Genomic DNA, 19,764 nt, shown 5'->3' with positions numbered 1-19,764 from the left:
TGTTATAGTCATGGCAAGAACCGTGGTTCTGCAGACAATTGTTAAATCTGAACAATTGTGGGATGATGCTGTATTAGAGTAAAAACTCAGTGCCGTTTGTATCAGAATCAAACTATGTCTGTACAAAGGGCCGAAGCACTAACTATAACTACTATAACTAAAAAATAATAAATACCGCGAGGAGAGGACAGTGGATCGAGTCTGGTCAAAAAATTACCCTGAAGGCGTTCCGGTTGATATTAATGCCGACCATTACGCATCATTACTGGAAGTCTTTGATGAAAGCATCAGAGATTACGCCGACAGAACCGCCTTTATCAATATGGGCAAAAGCATTACCTATGCAGAGCTGGACAAGCTGAGCTTACAGTTTGCCGCTTATTTGCAACAACAATTAGGTATGAAACAAGGCGACGCCGTCGCTGTGATGATGCCAAACTTGCTGCAATACCCGGTTTGTATTTTAGGTATTTTACGTGCCGGTTGTGTGGTGGTGAACGTCAATCCATTGTACACACCACGTGAACTGCAGCATCAGCTGCTCGACTCAAAAGCTAAAGCTATAGTGATTGTCGAGAATTTCGCCCATACCTTGTCTGATGTACAGGACAAAGTGCAGCTGGACCATGTGATCCTGACGCATATGGGTGATATGTTAGGTCTGGTGAAGGGTACTATCGTCAATCTGGTGGTCAAGCATGTCAAAAAGCTGATCCCTGCACATAATCTGAAAAAATACGTAACTTATAAGCAAGTGATTGCTTCAGGTGATGCCTCTGCTTATAAAAAGCCAGTGGTTGCAGGAGGCGATTTAGCCTTTCTGCAATACACAGGCGGCACTACTGGTGTTTCGAAAGGCGCTATGCTGACTCACCGTAATATGATTGCTAACCTTGAACAGGCGGATGGTTGTATTGGTCCTGTACTGACTAGAGGTGAGGAGTTTATTGTTACAGCCTTGCCGCTTTATCATATCTTCGCTTTAACCGCTAATTTCCTGATGTTTATGAAATATGGTGGTACTAACCTTTTGATCACCAACCCAAGAGACATGCCCAATTTTGTTAAAGAGCTGTCGAACTATCCTTTCACCGCTTTAACAGGCGTCAATACCTTGTTTAATGGTTTATTGAATACAGCTGGTTTTGCCCAGTTGGATTTCAGCAAGGTGAAGCTGGCTTTAGGTGGTGGTATGGCTGTACAGCGTCCTGTGGCAGAGCGTTGGCAGAAAGTAACCAATACCAGATTAGTGGAAGGTTATGGTTTAACTGAATGTGCACCTTTGGTCACTGTCAGTCCTTACAACCTGCCAGCCTACAACGGTAGTATAGGTTTTCCTGCGCCTTCTACAGACATCAAACTGGTCAATGATGATGGCGTTGAAGTGGCTGCTGGCGAACCTGGTGAAATGTGGGTTAAAGGCCCGCAAGTGATGAAAGGCTATTTCAACAGACCTGAAGAGACGGCTAAAGTATTAAACGAAGAAGGCTGGTTGGCAACGGGCGACATTGCCCGTATGGATGACGATGGTTTCTTTTATATAGTAGACCGTAAAAAAGACATGATTTTAGTCTCTGGTTTTAACGTTTATCCGAACGAAATTGAAGAAGTAGTGGCGATGAACGACAAGGTGCTTGAAGTGGCCGCTGTGGGTGTGCCAAACGAAGCCACTGGTGAAGCTGTGAAGATTTTCGTGGTGAAAAAAGACCAGAGCCTGACAGATGCTGAATTAATTCAACACTGTAAGGAACGTTTGACGGGCTATAAAGTGCCGAAGCTGGTAGAATTCCGCACTGAATTGCCAAAAACCAATGTGGGTAAAATCTTAAGGCGAGAGCTCAAAGGTTGATCCAGAAAAAACCGGCGCATGCCGGTTTTTTTTTGTTAAAAGTCAGCGACAGAAATAAAGAAAATCAAGGACATCAAATGACGTATCAGCTTATTACCACTTCATCTGCTTTAGCTGCTTTTTGTGCGCAAGCCGCCCGTGCTGAGGTGTTAGCTGTGGATACTGAATTTGTCCGCCAAACTACCTTATACCCAAAACTTGGTTTAATTCAGTTGTTTGATGGCAAGCAACTGGTGCTGGTTGATCCTTTAGCTATTGATGACTGGAGTTCATTGCAGCAACTGTTTGCTAATCCGTCGGTTTGTAAGGTAGTGCATTCCTGTAATGAAGATTTAGAAGCTTTGGCTACTCAAGATTTGTTACCTATATTGCCTTTGATTGATACTCAACTGGCGGCGGAACTGGCAGGTTGGGGTGGCAGTCAGGGCTACGCTAAGCTGGTGCAAAGAGTCTGTGCTATAGAGCTGGATAAAAGTGAGTCCCGCACTGACTGGATAGCCCGGCCTTTGTCTGCTTTACAACTGGACTATGCCGCCAAAGATGTAGAGCATTTATTGGATGTCTATCAGGCGCTGAAAGCTGAACTGGTCGCAAAAAACCAATATGATTTACTGCTCGCTGAAGGCGAACATTTAATAGCACGCCGTTCTTTTGCATTACCTTTATCATTTCGTCACCTGGAACTAAAAAATAGTAATTTGCTGACGCCACGCGAGCTGGCCATTTTGCGTGAATTAGTGATCTGGCGGCAAGAGTATGCGCAGCAACATGATATGGCGCTGGGTTTTATCTTTAAAGATCATCATTTATTAGATATAGCCAAACGTCGGCCAGGCAGTCTGGAGTCGATGTTTAATATTCCTGAGTTACCAGGCCGGGAAGTCCGCCGCCACGGTAAGGCAGTATTAGCCTTAATTGAACAAGCCAAAGCTTTACCGCTGGAAGAGTGTCCTCAGCCGTTTTATCACGCTGATGTATTTGCTGGTTTTAAAGAAGAACTGCAGCGTATTACCCATGGGATTAAAGCTGCCGCCGCAGCCTCTGGCATTGCTGCTGAATTTATTGCGGTTCGACGCCAAAGCACAGAATATTTTAACTGGTGCTGGCGGGTTAGTGATGAAGACAGAGCTCAATTGCCTGTTCCGGAGTTTTTGCGAGGCTGGCGCAGGAATATTTTGCTTCAACACTTACCTGTTCCTGCCCACGTCCAGTCGCTGATCTAAATCTATTTGTTTTACGTAATACAGCCCTTTTTACATTATGGTTTAGCGCATTTTTTCGGCTAAACCCTTCTGCTTTTTGCAAAAAACTGCGCTGATCCTGTCAAAAAAACATGTCGTAACTCTTTTGCTACATCAACAATCAAAAGGGTAAATACAATGAAATGGATTAATAAACTAGCTGCTTTAGCTATTGCACTTCTGGCTGTCGGCGGATGTAATGATTCAGACCCGGCACCAGAAATCGTGGTGCCGCCTCCTGTAAACGCTACTATTAAAGTTGTTCACGCTGTGTCAGATGCTCCTGATGTTGCTATAAACGCAAACGGTAATGTGGCGATAGCAAATCTAGCCTTTGGCAAGGCTGCTGGACCACTCTCTTTAGCCGCAGGCAATTTCAGCACTTCTGTTGATGCAAAACTGCCTGACGGTACTCTGGCAACAGTGATCCCTGCAACAAGCCTTTCACTTGGTCAGGCAACAGATTATGTAATTTTTGCTGCGGGTAAAGCTGCGGACAGCAGTATTGAACCTTTGGTCGTTAATTTCCCCCAAACAGCGGTAAGTAGTGGCAATGTGCGCCTTCGCGTAGTGCATGCAGCTGCATCTGCTCCAACAGTCGATGTGCATTTAACTGCTCCTGCTGACGTGCTTTCTGCAGGCACTGTAGCTGCAACTCTTGAGTTCAGTGACGCAACAGGTGATGTCACAGTACCGGCAGGGGATTACAGAGTACGTATTACTCCTGCTGGCAACTTAACCACTGTGGTTTACGATTCAGGCTCTGTGGCTTTGGCTTCAGGTACTGACTTAACTATTGCGGCTTTAGACAGCCGCTTTGCCGGACCTTCACCTGTCTCTCTGTTAGCTTTGGTGCAGGGCACAGACACCAGCCTTGAGCTGCTGGACACAGGCTCAGTCTCTGCAGTACGTGTGGTGCATGATGTATCTGATGCACCAGCTGTGGATGTATTAGTCAATGACACCGAAGCTATTGACGCTTTAGCTTTCCCGGATTTTACCGATTACGCAGAACTTGCACCTGACACTTACAATGTAAAAGTGGCGGCAGATGCTGATAACTCAGTGGTGGTGATTGACGCCGATCTGGAACTGGAAGCCGGCGTGTATTACACAGTGCATGCTGTAGGTTCGTTGACAGAAGGCAGTATCGAACCTTTAGTGGTGATGGATAATCCACGTCGTATCGCCACAGCGGCACAAATTCGCGTGATCCACGGCTCAAGTTTGGCAGGTCCGGTTGATGTTTATCTGACGGCAAATTCAGATATTTCTGCGGCTACAGCAGCACTGAGTAATGTGCCTTTTAAAGCAGATTCGGGTTACATTCAAGTCGCAGCAGGAGATTATTTTGTCACAGTGACACCAACAGGCAGCAAAACAGCAGCCATAGGTCCTGTTGCCGTGACATTAGATGCAAATGCTATTTACACAGCGGTGGCGCGGGATGGTGAAGGTTTAACAGCGGATCTGGGATTGATCCTGATGGATAACTTTAATAACCAGTAGTAAAAGAATACAGGCAGAGTTTCTGACTCTGCCTGCTTTCGTTATTACTTCTTATCGTCAGGGAAAGTGACGTTTAATTCCAGCACAGAGAGTTCATCCGAGCTCTTTTCCAGTGATACCGAAACCTGATCGTCAGCAATATCCACATACTTGCGGATCACGGCCAGAATATCGCGTTCCAGCTGCGGTAAATAATCCGGACTGTTGCGTCTGTTGCGTTCATGGGCAACGATGATCTGTAACCGCTCTTTGGCAGTTGAAGCTGTATTTTTTTTCGTTGAACGGAAATAATCCAATAACGACATTCGCTTAGCCTCCAAATATACGTTTCAGCAAGCCTTTTTTCTCCACGTTCAGGAAACGGAAAGGCACTTCTTCGCCAAGCAAGCGGGCGACCGTATCTAAATAGGCCTGGCCAGCATCACTGTCCTGATCCAGAATAACAGGCTGACCTGAGTTCGATGCATTTAACACGGCCTGAGATTCAGGGATCACGCCCAGCAGTTTAATCGCCAGAATTTCGCCCACGTCTTCCACACTCAGCATTTCACCTTTAACAACACGCTCAGGGTTGTAGCGGGTTAACAACAAGTGTTCTTTAATGCCTGGTAAGCCTTGCTCGGCGCGACGTGACTTGCTGCTCAGCATGCCTAAAATACGGTCTGAGTCACGCACTGAAGAGACTTCAGGGTTAGTCACAACCACAGCTTCGTCGGCGAAATACAACGCCATCATAGCGCCAGATTCAATACCGGCCGGAGAGTCACAGATGATGTAATCAAATTCCTGTGCCAGCTCATTCAGAATGCGTTCTACGCCTTCCTTACTCAGTGCATCTTTATCACGGGTTTGTGAGGCAGGCAGAATAAACAGGGTGTCGATACGTTTATCTTTGATCATCGCCTGTTTTAAATTCGCTTCACCGTTAATCACATTCACGAAGTCGTATACAACACGACGCTCGCAGCCCATGATTAAATCGAGGTTTCTTAAACCTATATCGAAATCGATAATGACGGTTTTAAAACCGCGCATGGCGATGCCTGTACCAATAGCAGCGCTTGACGTAGTTTTGCCTACGCCACCTTTACCTGATGTAACAACAATGATTTTTGCCATCGCAAAATATCCTTAAAGCAAATCTGCTAAAACCAACTTATCGTCCTGCAACCCAATGCAAGCCGACTTACCCCAATATTCGCCTTGCAGACTGTCACTGAGCCAGTAACTTCCGGCTATGGAGATCAGTTCAGCTTCCAGCTTGTGACAAAACACGCGTTTTTGATTATCTCCGGCTGCGCCCGCTATGGCTTTACCACGCAGCGTACCGTAAATATGTATATTTCCATCGGCAATCACTTCAGCCCCGGCACCTACAGTACCACGGATCACTAAATCAGCACCTTTGGCATAAATTTGCTGGCCAGAGCGAATATTCTGCTCCACCACTTTGGTTTCCATCACAGCAGCTGCAACAACAGCTTCAGTTTTGGTTTCTGGTTCTTTAGTTTCTTTAGCCGGTGTTTTACTTTTACTCAGCTGCAGAGCAGCTAAGCCAGCAGCCTGAGCTGCTTTTTTAAGTTCAGCTGAAGCACCACATACACCCACTAATACCAACTCAAGCTCTTTGAATACTTCAGCAATAGCTTCAAAATCAGGGGCTTGAGTAGCAGACTCGACATTAATCACCACAGGTGCGCGGTAGAAAAAGGCAGGAGCTTGGGCCAGTTTTTGTTGCAGCTGAGTTTTTACAGCAGCAGCAGACAGGTCCTGACAATACAACACAGACAGTGGAAACAAACTGCCTTTTAATTCAAAGGAATGATCAGACATAGCTCAAAATGCGCACTTTTTTATTTGTTTAATGACGGCAAAAATTCGTGTCAGCCTTTATTCGCTTGGTACGCTTGGCTGGTGCTTCATGTTATAGTTTGCGCCCCTGTTAGGCAAGTTAGTCAGAGTAGTTTTTGTCCTATGTTATGTGTTGTTTATAAAAGTCCGAAGCTGGACCAAACCTATTTATACGTATTGCGCCGTGACGACTTTAGCGCTGTACCTGAAGCCTTACTTAAAACCTTTGGTAAACCTATGCTGGTCACGCTGATTAATCTGGCGACCAAAAGCAAACTAGCCCATGCCGATATCGATAAAGTCAGACAACAGCTGACGGATCAGGGCTTTTATTTGCAATTACCTCCGCCGCCGGAAGATTTACTCAAAGCGCATAAAGAGAGCCAGCAAAACAAGGAGTAGTAGATGAAGTTCACTCAAATTGCAGTTATAGTCGCCAGCAGCTTATTATTGGCTTGCACCACTACTGTATCTGGCAAAGCTCAGACTACAGCTGAAGTCGTAAAGACACAACCTGCTGCCACCACAGCAACTGCAACACCAGTGCAGTCCCAGGCTAAAGCAGCTACTGCAGTTGCAGCTGTGCCTGCTCAGGGGGCAGCTACCAAAGGCAGTTTTGAAAGTTATGTAGCTTCTTTAAAACAGGAAGCTTTAGAAAAAGGCTATTCCAAAGCTTTAGTCGACGAGGTTTTTGCCAGTTTAAAACATTACCAGTCGGCTGTGGTCGCTGATAAAAAACAGCCTGAATTTACTGAAACTTTAGATACTTATTTGCCTAAACGTATCAGTAAACAACGTATAGCGCTGGCTCGCAAATACTACAAAGAACATCAGAAAGAGCTGGAAACTATAGGCCAGAAATATGGTGTGCAACCACGTTTCATCGTCGCTTTGTGGGGACTGGAAAGCAGCTTTGGCAAAATTATGGGCAACTATTCAGTGCCTTCGGCTTTAGCCACTATGGCGTATGACGGTCGCCGTGAAACTTTTTTTAAATCAGAGTTTTTTCTGGCTCTGGATATTCTTCAGCAAGGCCATGTCAAATTAGCCGATATGAAAGGCTCATGGGCAGGAGCTATGGGCCAAAGTCAGTTTATGCCCAGTGCTTTTATGTCCTATGCTCAGGATGGCGACGGTGATGGTCTGATCAATATCTGGCAAAGCCGTACCGACGCTTTTGCTTCTATTGCCAATTACTTAAAAACACGGGGTTGGGATAATAGCCAAACCTGGGGCAGGGAAGTAAAAGTACCCAAAAACTTTGATTTCTCCTATGTGATCCCAACCGGCAGCAAAGACAGAACTCAGTGGTTAGAATGGTGGGCTAAGTCAGAGCGTTCTTTGGCGGCATGGCAAACTTTAGGGGTTCGCACTACGGAAGGCAAAGCATTACCGGCGCGTGATTTAAAAGCTGCCTTAGTGATGCCGGATGACAAAAAGGGCCGGGTTTATCTGGCGTACAGCAACTATCAAACGCTGATGCACTGGAACCGATCTTATTATTTTGTCACCAGTGTAGGTTATCTGGCCGATTTAATAGTGGCTGAGGATTAAGCATGAGTTATCAGCATAAAGATCAACAAGGCAATCTTATTGATTTGCCCTCAGGAAAAGTGCTGTGTATAGGTCAGAATTATCAGGACCATATTGCTGAGATGAACAGCAAAACAGCACCAGAGGCGTTGTTTTTTATTAAACCCAACACAGCTGTAGTTGATATCAATCAGCCTTTTCCTATCCCACATCACTTAGGTGCTGTGCATAATGAAACAGAGCTGGCTGTACTGATTAAAGCGCCTTTAACTAAAGTAACAGCAGATCAAGTGCTGGATGCGGTGTGGGGTTATGGCTTGGCACTGGATTTAACCTTAAGAGAGCAGCAAAAGAAGTTAAAAGAGCTGGGACGCCCCTGGGAAATCGCCAAAGGTTTTGATGGCGCTTGTCCTGTTTCGGCTTTTGTTGCTGCTGATGAACTGGGTGATGCACAGCAGTTGCAGTTTAGCCTGAAGGTCAATGGTGAGCTTCGTCAGCAAGGCGATACCCGCCTGATGATCCGTTCTGTGACTCAAATCATCAGTGAGATGTCGCAGTTTTTCACCTTGTTACCAGGTGATTTGGTGCTGACTGGCACACCTGCTGGTGTGGGGCCGCTAAACACTGGTGATCAGTTAGAATTAGCTTTAGCTAACAAGCTACATATTAAGACGTCAGTGCGCTGACAGAGAGGTTGAAGTGTTAACAGCAAAATTCTGGGAAACAAAAAGCCTGGAACAAATGACAATAGAAGAGTGGGAAGCTGTCTGTGATGGCTGTGCAAAATGTTGTCTGAATAAATTTATTGATGATGAAGACGAAGAAGCTGAAGGCCCAACAGACTTCATCAAGCCAGACGAACAAATCCATTTTACCAATATCGCCTGCCGTTATCTGGACAGTCACAAATGTGCCTGTACTGTGTATGAGAAACGTACAGTGCTGGTGCCTGATTGTGTGAAGCTGACACAGGATAATTTAAAAGACATCTTTTTTATGCCAAACAGCTGCAGCTATCGTCGTTTGCATGAAGGCCGTGGTTTGCCATCCTGGCATCCGCTGTTGAACAACGGTAAAAAAAGTCTGATGCATAAAAAACAGATGTCGGTTCGCAATAAAACCATTTCTGAAGATCTGGTCGATATGGAAAAATTTGAAGACTATATTGTGACCTGGGCTATTAACGATCTGGATTAGCCATTTTCAGTATCTGTTCAGCTCAACAAGGAAAAATAGCGTTTTTTGATCAAGGGTGGTGGTTGTGCAAGAAGCCATGCAAATTTTGCATCATTTTAAAGAGTTAATGGCCAGTTTTAGCCCGGCCATAGTGCAGATGGTGATCACTGCTGTTGTCATCCTGATCTACATTATTTTGAGCCGCAGAATAGCGCCATTTTTATACCGCACTATAGCGGCCAGTGTATTAAAAGATGAAATGAACCGCCGCGCTTTGGTGGTGTTTCATATACTGCTGTTTTTATTGTTAGTCGTGATCCTGAGTGTGATCTGGGGGATCGACATCAAAGGCTTGCTGGTTCTTGCATCCTCGATGATTGCGGTTATAGGTGTGGCTTTATTTGCGGCCTGGTCGCTGTTGAGCAACATCACCGCCTTTTTTATCATGTTAGGCCAGCGTAACTTTGCGCCTGGCGCTGAAGTGAAAATTCTTGACGGGGCTAACCATGTTGAAGGCAAAGTGGTGGAAATTAATTTATTCAGCACTGTATTGCTGACTAAAAATAACGAGCAAATTGTTTATCCCAATAATCTGATTGTGTCCCGTCCTGTCATAGTGCAACACCAGTTCAGAGCAGATAAAAATAAAACAGTGAACAGATGGCGGCGTAAATTCCCGGACCATAGGTAACTTGCGGAGCATCATTAAAAAAGGGCCTTTTCGGCCCTTTTTCATATCTGGTTTTGCTTAAACCCAAATTAATTGGAGTTGCAGGGAGGCGACAAGGGCGTGAGACCCCAGGAGCATAGTTTACCTATGTGACAGGGGCGAGGGCGTGAGGTCAACAAAGCTGCGGCTTCAAGTACGAAGGGGTTAGTCTGGTAAGCGCAAGGCTTCGCGGAACTTATCTACCCACATGGCTGTGGCGCCACAAACTGCCACCGGCATAATCAATAAGTTAATCAGCGGTACTAAGCTCAATACGTACACTGTGATGCCAAAGGCATAACTGTGCTTCCACTGCAGTTTTAAAGCTTTGCGCATGGTATCAAAAGGTACTTTGTGGTTATCAAATGGATAGTCACAGTACTGAATAGCCAGCATCCAGCTACAGAATAAAAACCATAACAACTGGCCTATGCCCGGCAGGATAAAAAACAGCAGTAAAAAGCCAATAGCGCGGGGCAGGCAATAAACAAACTTTTGCCATTCACGACCCAGCATACGGGGTACATCTTTTAAAAAGGAGGCTAAGCCCTGATCCGGCAAGGGTTGGCCTGTTAAATACAGTTCGGTTTTTTCTGCCAGTAAGGCATTAAAAGGTGCTGCAATAAAGTTGGCGACCATGGTAAAGGTTAAGGCCAAACCCATCACAATAGAAAACAACGCCAGCGGCCAGACTAAAAAACCGATAAAACTCAGCCAGTCCGGTAAGGTTGCAACCACCTGTTCAACCCAGCCACCTAACTGGCTGAATAAATAACCAAAAGCCAAAGCAAACAGCACTAAATTGATGCAAAGTGGCACTACCACATAACGTTTTAAGCCTTTGACCCTGATTAAATCCAGGCCCTTCATCAGATAATGCATAGATCCAGCTCCTTTACCGCGAATGGGCTGAGCATATAAGCCATCTGATTGAGCCGCAAGATAAAATCCGTAAGCAACTTTTTCAGTCACTTGACACAAAGCGACAGTGACAGCGGCCCTGCTGTTCTGTTACATTCACTTTTGTTAACAAAACCTCGGCCTTATTGTTCAGGGACAGATGCGTCTTAAGCAAATTAAATTAGCGGGTTTTAAATCCTTCGTTGATCCTACCCAGGTGGCTTTTCCTGCTCAGATGACTGCTGTAGTGGGGCCAAACGGCTGTGGTAAATCCAATGTGATTGACGCTGTACGCTGGGTGCTGGGCGAAAGCTCGGCGAAGAATCTGCGTGGCGATGCGATGACAGACGTTATTTTTAACGGCTCCACGCAGCGTAAACCTGTGTCCCAGGCTTCTGTTGAACTGATGTTCGAAAACACTCAAGGCCGTTTGCAAGGCACGCTTGCTGATCGCAGCGAAATATCCATCAAACGTTTAGTCACGCGGGATGGCCAGTCGAATTATTTCCTCAATGGCACTAAATGCCGCCGCCGTGATATCACAGATATCTTCCTTGGCACAGGCTTAGGCCCACGCAGTTACGCCATTATCGAACAAGGCATGATTTCGCGGCTGATTGAATCCAAGCCAGCCGACTTACGTATTTTTATCGAAGAAGCGGCCGGTATTTCCAAATACAAAGAACGGCGGCGCGAAACCGAAAACCGCATTAAACATACCCGAGAAAACCTGGACCGTTTATCCGACGTGCGTGAAGAGCTGGGCAAAAACCTGGATAAACTCAAACGTCAGGCGGCAGCTGCGGCACGTTTTAAAGAACTCAAAGCACAGGAGCGTAAGCTCAAGGCCGAACTGGCCTGTGTAAAATGGTTACACTTTCACGGCCTGCTGCAAAAAACAGAACTGGATATTCAGCACAAACTGACCGAAATAGAACAGTTTCAGGCTGCTCAGTCTGGCGATCAATTGCTGGTGCTGCAACTGAAAGAACAGCAGCAGGATTTACGCACTGAACAGCAACAAGTGCAGCAGCAGTATTATCAGGTCGGCAATCAAATCACCCGCTTAGAGCAGCAGCAACTGCATCAACGTCAACGCCGTCAAAGCCTGACGGATGAGTTGCGTTCATTACAGCTGACTTTGCAGGAAGCTGATTCCTATATGGCGCAGCAGCAGGAACAACTGGCTGAACTCGAATTCCAGCTTGAAAACGCTGCACCGGATAGCGAACTGAAACAAGAGCAATTTGAAAGCCTGACCGAACAGGCCGAACAGGCGCAGGAAGAGTTAGCCAGCGCTCAGCATGCGTTACAGCAGTGGCAGCAGCAGTTTTTTGCGCTGCAGCAACAGCAGCAACAAAACAAGCTGAAAACCGAACACAGCCAGCAGCAGCAACAGCAATTACTCAACCGCATCAATCAGTTGCAACAGGAGCTGGCACAACTGGATCTTGTGGCCGATTCGAAAGCGACAGAGCCATTACTTGCCAAACAGCAAGAAGCACAGCAGCAACTTGAATTACTGCAACAGCAAAGCACTGAAGCTGAACAGCACTATCAAGCTTTGCAGCAAAGCCAGCAAGAGCGCAAACAACAGCAGTTGGTGCAACAAAGCGAGCTGAAACAGCTGAAACATCAGCAGGACAAACTGAACCAAATTCAGTTGCAGGTTAATCAGCAGCAACAGCAGTTGTTAAAGCAGCTTCAGATTGAACCTAAATGGGCCAAAGCTGTGAGTCTGGTCTTGGGGGAATTGCAGCATGCCACAGCAGAGCAAGGTCTTGACCAAAGTTATGTGTCACCCAGCCAGTTGCATACCCAAGCCGGTACTTTAGCTGCTGTGATACGTGCAGGTTTGTATCCGGACTCTTTTCATAGCGTTTTGCTGGCCGATAACATAGAACAAGCCAAAACCAAACAACAGCAGTTACAACCACAACAATCCGTGATTTGTCCTGAAGGTATTTGGTTTGGCAGCAATTGGCAGCTTGTGCCGGGCCAGGCTGCTTCGGATAATTTTTTAACCCGTCAGCAGCAATTGCTGGAGCTGACAGAACAGATCCGGCAGCTTGAACAGCAGGTATCGGCACAGCAGCAACAAGAACAACAATCTGATGCTGAACTTGCAAAGAGCAAACTAGAGTGGCAGCAGAGCCAGCTTTTGCTGCAGCAACACAAAGATCAGCTGCAAAAAATCAGCACCGACATTTTATTACTGCAACAACAGCAGCAATTACAGCAGCAAAGACGTTTACAGGCATCTTCAGAACTGACAACGCAGCAGCAGGACTTTGAGTTGTTAAGCTTGCAGCTTGATGAGCTGGAACAACAATCCGAAGCACTGGACGAGCAGTATCAGAGCCAAAAAGCCAAAGAATGGCAATTGCAGCAACAACTCAACCAGAGTCAGCAGCAGCATCAGTACCTGAAGCAGCAGCAGGATTTAATACGTCAGCAACTGCAGCAATTGCAACTGGAACAACAAAGTGCCCAAAAGCAGTTAAGTTTCAGTCAGCAGAATTTACAGCGAAGCCAGCAGCAACAGCAACAACTGCAACAGCGCCATCAATTAGTGCAGGAACAGCTGGCTGAAGTGTCAGAACCCGATGGCGAGCAACACGAAACCCTGCAGTTATTGCTGGAACAGCGTGCTGAAGTTGAACTTTTAGTGCAGCAAAAAGCCGAAGCTTTACATTCTTTGGATGAAAAGCTGCGCCAGGCCGAACAGGGCCATCAGGGCGTTGCTCATTTATTAACGCAAAAGCAAAAAGAATTAGCCGATTTACAACTGTCAGCCGAAGGCTACAGAGTGCGCGCCAACAACATGCTGGAGCAGTTAACAGAGTTGCAGGTGAACTTTAAAGAGTTGAGTGAAACCCTGCCACCTGAAGCCAATGAGCAGGAATGGCAACAACAGCTTGAAAAAACACAGGATTCTGTCAGTCGGTTAGGCCCTATTAACCTGGCAGCTATTGAAGAATTTGAACAGCAGGATGAACGCAAACAGTATCTGGATGCGCAGCATCAGGATTTAGTGTCAGCGCTGGAGACACTGGAAACTGCGATTCGTAAAATTGACCGGGAAACCCGGCAGAAATTTAAAGAAACTTTTGAGCAGGTGAATGACGGCTTGCAAACTTTATTTCCAAAAGTCTTTGGTGGAGGCAGTGCCTATCTTGATTTAACTGAAGAAGATCTGTTAGAAACTGGTGTAACTATCATGGCGAGACCGCCAGGGAAAAAAAACAGCACAATTCACTTACTCTCGGGTGGTGAAAAAGCGCTAACCGCTTTATCATTGGTGTTTTCGATTTTTCGATTAAATCCGGCACCTTTTTGCATGCTGGATGAGGTTGATGCACCTTTAGATGATGCAAACGTGGGCAGATTTTGTAATCTGGTACGGGAAATGTCTGAAACTGTGCAATTTATTTATATCAGTCACAATAAAATTGCCATGGAAATGGCGGCACAATTAATGGGGGTGACTATGCAGGAACCCGGTGTGTCCAGAGTTGTGGCTGTAGATGTGGAAGATGCCGTGAAAATGGCACAAGCCTAAAAACTAAAAGGTAAAAGAGATGGCTGAGGAATTACGTTTAGTCCTGATTGTTTTGGGTGTATTAGGTATCAGTGCTTTAGCTTTACATGGCTGGTGGACTGTCAGGAAAAATAATAAAGACAACGGTAAATACGATGTAGACCCTTCTGCAAGCTCCGGTGCCAGAGGCGATGGCTTTGATGAGCTGGGTATAGGCCGTAAGCGGGTATTGCAACCTGGCGAAAAGCCACAACCTAAACCTGCGCCAACAGTGGCACCAAAAGCCAATAAATTGCGTGAGCCGGTCAAAGTACGTCGTGAACCAGAGTTAAACGAGCCATCTTTAGATATGGGCAGCTTTTCTGCCACAGATGAGCCTTATGCTGAAGCTGTAGCTGAAGAGCAACAAGCAGCTTACGAAGCCGAAAAAGATCAATCCGCTCAGGCTCCGGCTAACGAAGTACTGATCCTTTATGTATTGCTGCCGGAAGGCGAAGAAATTAACGGTTCCTTGTTATTGCCTTCATTGCTGACGCTTGGCTTTAAATACGGCGAAATGAATATTTTCCACAGGTTTCAGGACAATGCAGGCTCAGGTGAAGTGTTATTTTCACTGGCCAATATGTTTAATCCTGGCACCTTCGATTTAGAAGAGATGGAAAAAATGAATACCCGTGGTTTAAGTTTGTTTATGACCTTGCCAGGGCCTGGCGAAGCTTTACAAAACTTCAACCTGATGCACAGCGCTGCGAAAAAACTGGCTGATGAATTTGGTGGTCAGGTACTGGATGGTCAGCGTTCAGTACTGACAGTTCAAACAGTGCGGCATTATGTAGAAAAAATCCGTGAGTTCCAGCGTCAGCGCCTGATCCACGGTTAATGCAATAATCAAATTAAAGAGGCCCCGTCATCGGGGCTTCTCTATTTTAGAATTTAAGATTTTAGACTTTAAGTGCCTGAGTAAACCAAATGAACCAAGCTATCCAACAACGTCTGCAGCAGCTCAAAGATCAACTGGCTTTTCATAATCACCAGTATTATGTGCTGGATAATCCAAGCATACCGGATGCTGATTACGACCTGTTGTTTCAGGAACTTCAGCAGATAGAACAACAAAATCCGGAACTGGTGACTGCTGATTCTCCTACGCAGCGGGTTGGTGCAGCGCCCTTAAGTAAATTTGGTCAAATCAGCCATCAGGTGGCTATGTTGTCGCTGGATAATGCTTTTGATGCCGACGACTTTGCCGCCTTTTACAAACGTATGGCAGACAGAATAGATGCGAGCCGTGACTTCGAATTTTGCGCCGAACCTAAACTGGATGGCTTAGCTGTCAGTATTCGTTATGAGCAAGGCCTGCTGGTGCAAGCCGCCACCCGTGGTGATGGTTTTACCGGTGAAGATATTACCAGTAACGTGAAAACCATCAGGGCTGTGCCATTAAAACTGCAGGGCGAAGTACCGGCCGTGCTGGAAGTTCGGGGTGAAGTGTTTATGCCTTTGGCAGGTTTTGAAGCGATGAACGACAAAGCCAGAGCCGCAGGAGATAAAGTCTTTGCCAACCCACGTAATGCGGCTGCTGGCAGCTTACGACAACTGGACCCGAAGATCACCGCCAGCCGTCCTCTGATGTTTTATGCATATGCAGTGGGGGCAATGGAGGATCCGGCACAACAGCTCAACAGCAAAAGCCATTATGCGCGTTTGCAGCAACTCAAAGGCTGGGGTTTGCCGGTTTGTCCTGAAATTCGGCATGTCACAGGCTTGCAGGCCGCTTTAGATTATCAGCAGAGTATTCTGACTAAACGTTCAGCTTTACCTTATGAAATAGATGGAGTGGTGCTGAAAGTCGACGATTTAGCACAACAGCAAGCTTTAGGTTTTGTTGCACGGGCACCACGTTGGGCTATAGCTTTTAAATTTCCGGCTCAGGAAAAAACCACCACTTTAGTGGATGTGGAATTTCAGGTCGGCCGCACTGGTTCTATTACGCCCGTTGCGCGTTTAGAGCCTGTCATAGTGGGCGGTGTCACTGTCAGTAATGCCACTTTGCATAATCAGGACGAAATTAACCGTCTGGGTGTCAAAGTGGGCGATACCGTGATAGTGCGCCGGGCTGGGGACGTGATCCCACAGATTGTTTCTGTAGTACTGGAACAACGTCCGCTGGATGCTCGTGACATCCTGTTTCCGACGCTTTGTCCTGTTTGCCAGTCCAGCATAGAGCGGGTGGAAGGCGAAGCCGTAGCGCGCTGTACAGGAGGTTTATTTTGTGCGGCGCAGCGAAAAGAAGCGCTCAAGCATTTTGTTTCGCGTAAAGCCATGGATATTGAAGGCCTGGGTGACAAGATCATTGAGCAATTAGTGGATCAGCAACTGGTGAAAACACCAGCTGATATTTTCCGCCTGGATATGCCGGCTTTAGTAGGCCTTGAGCGTATGGGCGAAAAACTGGCACTTAAGTTGTTGAAATCCATAGCTGACTCTAAACAAACCACCTTGCCGCGTTTTATTTATTCTTTAGGCATTCGGGAAGTTGGCGAAGCCACAGCCCTTAATTTAGCCAGCCATTTTGCCGCTTTGGATGCTGTGCAAAAAGCCAGCCTGGAACAGCTGTTGGAAGTGCAGGATGTGGGTACTGTTGTCGCAGACAATATTCTGCACTTTATGGCAGAAGAGCACAACGCGGCTGTGATCCAGCAATTGATTGACGCTGGTATTCATTGGCCTGTGATTGAAAAACAGCAACAAGGTGAACAACCTTTAGCGGGTTTAACTGTGGTGTTAACCGGCACCTTAACCAGCATGGGGCGGGATGATGCCAAAGAGAAACTTCAGCGTTTAGGGGCTAAAGTATCGGGTTCTGTCTCAGCTAAAACCTATGCAGTCATAGCTGGGGATAATGCTGGCTCCAAACTTGCTAAGGCTACTGAGCTGTCCGTGCCGGTCTGGACTGAACAACAAATGTTAGATTTGTTTCAACAACATGAGCTGAATTAATATGTCAGAGTTTTATCCTTTATTAGATAAAAACGGTTTGCTGCGTATTCCTCTGCGTTTTTACGCCGTTTTGCTGCTGCTAATGCGACCTTTTATTGTCTGGATCATAGCGCTGACTATGCCGGAAGGAGGTGACAGATTTTTGGCGGCCATTTATCCAAAAACCAATGATTTTGCCACAGCCTGTCTTATTGCTTGTCCTTTGTTACTGGTGGTGATGGCTTTGAGTCAGCGTAAAGAAAAAAGCCACAACGCCTGGTTCAAAATTTGGCAATATGGTCGTTGGATCATGCTGATGGTGGCTTGCGCTGATTTAGTACATACCGTCAGCAACTGGCCAAACTATATGATTCTGAAATCCCCTCAGATGCTGGCGGTACCTATGTTCTTGCTCTCCAGCATTATGTGGCTGTACAGCAGTGAACAATTGAAGCTTATCAGTAAAGAATGGCCTGAGACTAAGAAGGTTAAATAGCAATTTTCTGCTGGCTTTGTAACTGTTGCCAGCGTTTTTGCTGTTCTTCATTTAATTTGGCTTTGGACAGCATCACTTCGCATTGCAGACGCAATTGTTCGGTTTGAATCGAAGGGTCGATGTTGTCTGTTGAACGCAGCGATTGTAGCAAGTTAAGCGCTATACCCACATTGCCCGGCATAATACGAAAAGCCTGAATAAAGGCCGTCAGAGCCTGCTGCCACAGGCCTTTTTCATAAAGTTGTACGGCGTTGTTGTTAAACTCGCGTGGACCCATAGGTAAGCTCTCACGCTCCTGCTGCTCTTGTTGCAGGTAGGTAATAAACACAGGGTCGGCATTTTTCAGCTGCTTGGCATCTTGTGTCAATTGGCGTAACAGCTCACGGGAGCTGCTGATCAAGCCTACTTCATGCAAAGCTTTGGCTTTATCCAGAATATCTTCAGGCCCCTGAGTCACAGGGCTTTTTTCCAAAGCCAATAACAGCTGTTTGGCTTTTTCTATCTGATCTTTTAAATAATAAATTCGCGCCTGAACCACCACTTGCTGCTCTTCTTTATGCTGCTCAGGAAACAACTGCCGCATATTGGTTAAGGTGTCATTCGCCATTTTAGACAGCCGGCTGGTTTGCTCTTCTTCATTCACACTTAAAGCATAATCGATGGAAGCACGCGCCAGATTCAGATACAGATCCGGTTGTTCATACACAGAAAAACGGGCAAAACGTAGTAAGTCTTTAGCGGCTTTAAACTGATGTTCATAATCGTGGGTTAAACGCGATAAGTGCATCAGCTTTTGCTGGCGCAATAAATTGCGAGGCGCCATATCTGCAGCTTGCAGTAGTTCAGACTGAGCCTTTTTATACATTTGCTGGCGCAGATGAATGTCGGCCAGTAAATCCAAAGCAGCCAGTTTCATGTCTGCTTTATGCAGCAGAGGCTGCAGCAAGGCAGTGGCTTCAGAGTAACGCTCACGCTGAATTAAGCAACGTGCCAGCCCCAGTTTTGCCCACTGTGAATTTTCATTGTGCACCATGCCGCTATAAAACTGCTCAGCTTCAGTCCAGCGGCCTGCTTGCTGCAGTATCTCGCCTTTGATTTTAAGCAGCATCAGGTTGTATTTGCTCTGATAACCCTGTTCCAACCATTGATCCAATAACTTCAGGGCTGGCTCGGTTTTTTTCTGATCCATAAGGCTATACAGAGGGCGGAATAAGTTCTTGCGTTGCACAGTGCGGTCAATACGGGATTTTAAATCTTTAATGGCGTAAGGTTTCACCATAAATTCATCAGGCTGCAACTCTAAAACGCTGTGCACCAGACTGGGGTCTGTCTCAGCGCTGATAAAAATAAAGCCAGTGCTGTGGCGGAATAAATTGCGGGCTTTGAGTTCCTGATACAGCTGATAGCCATCTTTGCCATTTAAATTAAAGGAGCAAATGATTAAATCAAAAGCTTTGTCCTGACACAAAGTCAAAGCAACAGCAGAGTTTTCTGCATAGTGGAAACTGGAGTAGCCCAGAGTTTCCAGCGCATAGCGCAGATAATTCTGAGTTAAAGGTTGTTCATCTACAACCAGTATCTGGATGTCCTTATTAAGTTTTACTGCCATAAATGCATCAGACACCTATTATCATTTCTATCAAATATAGCCATTAAATATGTAAAAAGCTCCACTATTTTTAAATGAATTCAACAGGTAGTATTTTTCTGATTTAGGAAAATCATAAATAAGTGAAAAAATGGTAAAAATATAATATTCAAGGTGATACGAAACAATAGGTTAGGGATTTTGGTGTTCTAAAGAAGGAGCGGCGGGTTTATCCAAGAAGTGGTGGATGCTACTGGGATCGAACCATCGAGCCTATTCTTTGTGAAGAGTGGCGATGCTTTTCTTTAAAGGGGGATGGTGAATGCTACTGGGATCAAATTAGCGAGTCTTGGCTTGTGTAAAGAGTGCGATGCTTTTTTATCGAAGAAATT

17 protein-coding genes are annotated in these 19,764 nt (G+C 45.9%); 12 read left to right on the top strand and 5 right to left on the bottom strand.

All coding sequences use genetic code 11. The features are described 5' to 3' along the window. The first annotated feature begins 190 nt into the window (after positions 1–190). The 3 genes from fadD to RHEIN_RS18885 all read left to right on the top strand — a co-directional run bounded on the left by fadD (position 191) and on the right by RHEIN_RS18885 (position 4,599). A complete protein-coding gene (gene fadD / locus RHEIN_RS18895) occupies positions 191–1,849 on the top strand; it encodes a long-chain-fatty-acid--CoA ligase FadD (RefSeq protein WP_008900585.1) in 1,659 nt (552 codons plus the stop codon). Between the two features lie 77 nt (positions 1,850–1,926). Then, positions 1,927–3,072, top strand: a complete 1,146-nt coding sequence (rnd, locus tag RHEIN_RS18890) for a ribonuclease D (RefSeq protein ID WP_008900584.1) — start codon at positions 1,927–1,929, stop codon at positions 3,070–3,072. A 156-nt stretch (positions 3,073–3,228) separates the two neighbouring features. After that, a complete protein-coding gene (locus RHEIN_RS18885; protein WP_008900583.1) occupies positions 3,229–4,599 on the top strand; it encodes a DUF4397 domain-containing protein in 1,371 nt (456 codons plus the stop codon). A 44-nt stretch (positions 4,600–4,643) separates the two neighbouring features. Here the strand turns inward: RHEIN_RS18885 and minE are convergent, their stop codons facing one another. Genes minE through minC form a run of 3 tightly spaced genes read right to left on the bottom strand, consistent with a single transcriptional unit; the run spans position 4,644 to position 6,432 of the window. Further along, the gene (gene minE, locus RHEIN_RS18880; RefSeq protein WP_008900582.1) at positions 4,644–4,904 is read right to left on the bottom strand and encodes a cell division topological specificity factor MinE; all 261 of its coding nucleotides are present in this window, start codon (positions 4,902–4,904) and stop codon (positions 4,644–4,646) included. A gap of 4 nt (positions 4,905–4,908) precedes the next feature. Further along, positions 4,909–5,718 carry a septum site-determining protein MinD gene (minD, locus tag RHEIN_RS18875; protein WP_008900581.1) on the bottom strand — a complete coding sequence of 270 codons (810 nt, stop codon included), beginning with the start codon at positions 5,716–5,718 and terminating at the stop codon, positions 4,909–4,911. A 12-nt stretch (positions 5,719–5,730) separates the two neighbouring features. Beyond that, positions 5,731–6,432 carry a septum site-determining protein MinC gene (minC, locus tag RHEIN_RS18870; RefSeq protein ID WP_008900580.1) on the bottom strand — a complete coding sequence of 234 codons (702 nt, stop codon included), beginning with the start codon at positions 6,430–6,432 and terminating at the stop codon, positions 5,731–5,733. 141 nt (positions 6,433–6,573) lie between these two features. On the opposite strand from minC, the gene RHEIN_RS18865 reads away from it, so the two are divergent. From RHEIN_RS18865 to RHEIN_RS18845, 5 genes are all read left to right on the top strand, one after another. Then, positions 6,574–6,852 (top strand): YcgL domain-containing protein, encoded by a 279-nt coding sequence (locus tag RHEIN_RS18865; protein WP_008900579.1) that lies wholly within the window; start codon positions 6,574–6,576, stop codon positions 6,850–6,852. A gap of 3 nt (positions 6,853–6,855) precedes the next feature. Then, on the top strand, positions 6,856–8,004 hold the full coding sequence (locus RHEIN_RS18860; RefSeq protein ID WP_008900578.1) for a lytic murein transglycosylase: 1,149 nt from the start codon (positions 6,856–6,858) through the stop codon (positions 8,002–8,004). Positions 8,005–8,006: 2 nt separating this feature from the next. After that, the gene (locus tag RHEIN_RS18855) at positions 8,007–8,669 is read left to right on the top strand and encodes a fumarylacetoacetate hydrolase family protein (protein ID WP_008900577.1); all 663 of its coding nucleotides are present in this window, start codon (positions 8,007–8,009) and stop codon (positions 8,667–8,669) included. A gap of 13 nt (positions 8,670–8,682) precedes the next feature. Further along, the gene (locus tag RHEIN_RS18850; RefSeq protein WP_008900576.1) at positions 8,683–9,180 is read left to right on the top strand and encodes a YcgN family cysteine cluster protein; all 498 of its coding nucleotides are present in this window, start codon (positions 8,683–8,685) and stop codon (positions 9,178–9,180) included. 64 nt (positions 9,181–9,244) lie between these two features. Continuing rightward, positions 9,245–9,850, top strand: coding sequence for a mechanosensitive ion channel domain-containing protein (locus tag RHEIN_RS18845; RefSeq protein ID WP_237704464.1), 606 nt, complete (start codon positions 9,245–9,247; stop codon positions 9,848–9,850). Between the two features lie 183 nt (positions 9,851–10,033). Here RHEIN_RS18845 and cysZ read toward each other — a convergent pair whose 3' ends face one another. Further along, positions 10,034–10,750: a sulfate transporter CysZ gene (cysZ, locus tag RHEIN_RS18840; RefSeq protein ID WP_008900574.1), complete on the bottom strand. Its 717-nt coding sequence runs from the start codon at positions 10,748–10,750 to the stop codon at positions 10,034–10,036. Between the two features lie 178 nt (positions 10,751–10,928). Here cysZ and RHEIN_RS18835 point away from each other — a divergent pair, with 178 nt between their 5' ends. The 4 genes from RHEIN_RS18835 (at position 10,929) to RHEIN_RS18820 (ending at position 17,784) form a co-directional block, all read left to right on the top strand. Next, the gene (locus tag RHEIN_RS18835) at positions 10,929–14,330 is read left to right on the top strand and encodes a chromosome segregation SMC family protein (RefSeq protein ID WP_008900573.1); all 3,402 of its coding nucleotides are present in this window, start codon (positions 10,929–10,931) and stop codon (positions 14,328–14,330) included. Between the two features lie 19 nt (positions 14,331–14,349). Then, positions 14,350–15,189: a cell division protein ZipA gene (gene zipA, locus RHEIN_RS18830; protein WP_008900572.1), complete on the top strand. Its 840-nt coding sequence runs from the start codon at positions 14,350–14,352 to the stop codon at positions 15,187–15,189. Between the two features lie 89 nt (positions 15,190–15,278). Continuing rightward, positions 15,279–17,309, top strand: a complete 2,031-nt coding sequence (gene ligA, locus RHEIN_RS18825; protein WP_008900571.1) for an NAD-dependent DNA ligase LigA — start codon at positions 15,279–15,281, stop codon at positions 17,307–17,309. 1 nt (position 17,310) lies between these two features. Beyond that, the gene (locus tag RHEIN_RS18820) at positions 17,311–17,784 is read left to right on the top strand and encodes a DUF2919 family protein (protein ID WP_008900570.1); all 474 of its coding nucleotides are present in this window, start codon (positions 17,311–17,313) and stop codon (positions 17,782–17,784) included. On the opposite strand, the gene RHEIN_RS18815 is transcribed toward RHEIN_RS18820, so the two are convergent. Further along, positions 17,777–19,393, bottom strand: a complete 1,617-nt coding sequence (locus tag RHEIN_RS18815) for a response regulator (RefSeq protein ID WP_008900569.1) — start codon at positions 19,391–19,393, stop codon at positions 17,777–17,779. The two genes, RHEIN_RS18820 and RHEIN_RS18815, sit on opposite strands and share 8 nt — an antisense overlap. Positions 19,394–19,764 lie beyond the last annotated feature (371 nt).

It is taken from the genome of Rheinheimera sp. A13L, assembly GCF_000217935.1.
GTDB lineage: Bacteria > Pseudomonadota > Gammaproteobacteria > Enterobacterales > Alteromonadaceae > Pararheinheimera.
Note: the sequence above shows the minus strand (reverse complement) of the source record. Positions and strands in the feature narration are given on the sequence as shown.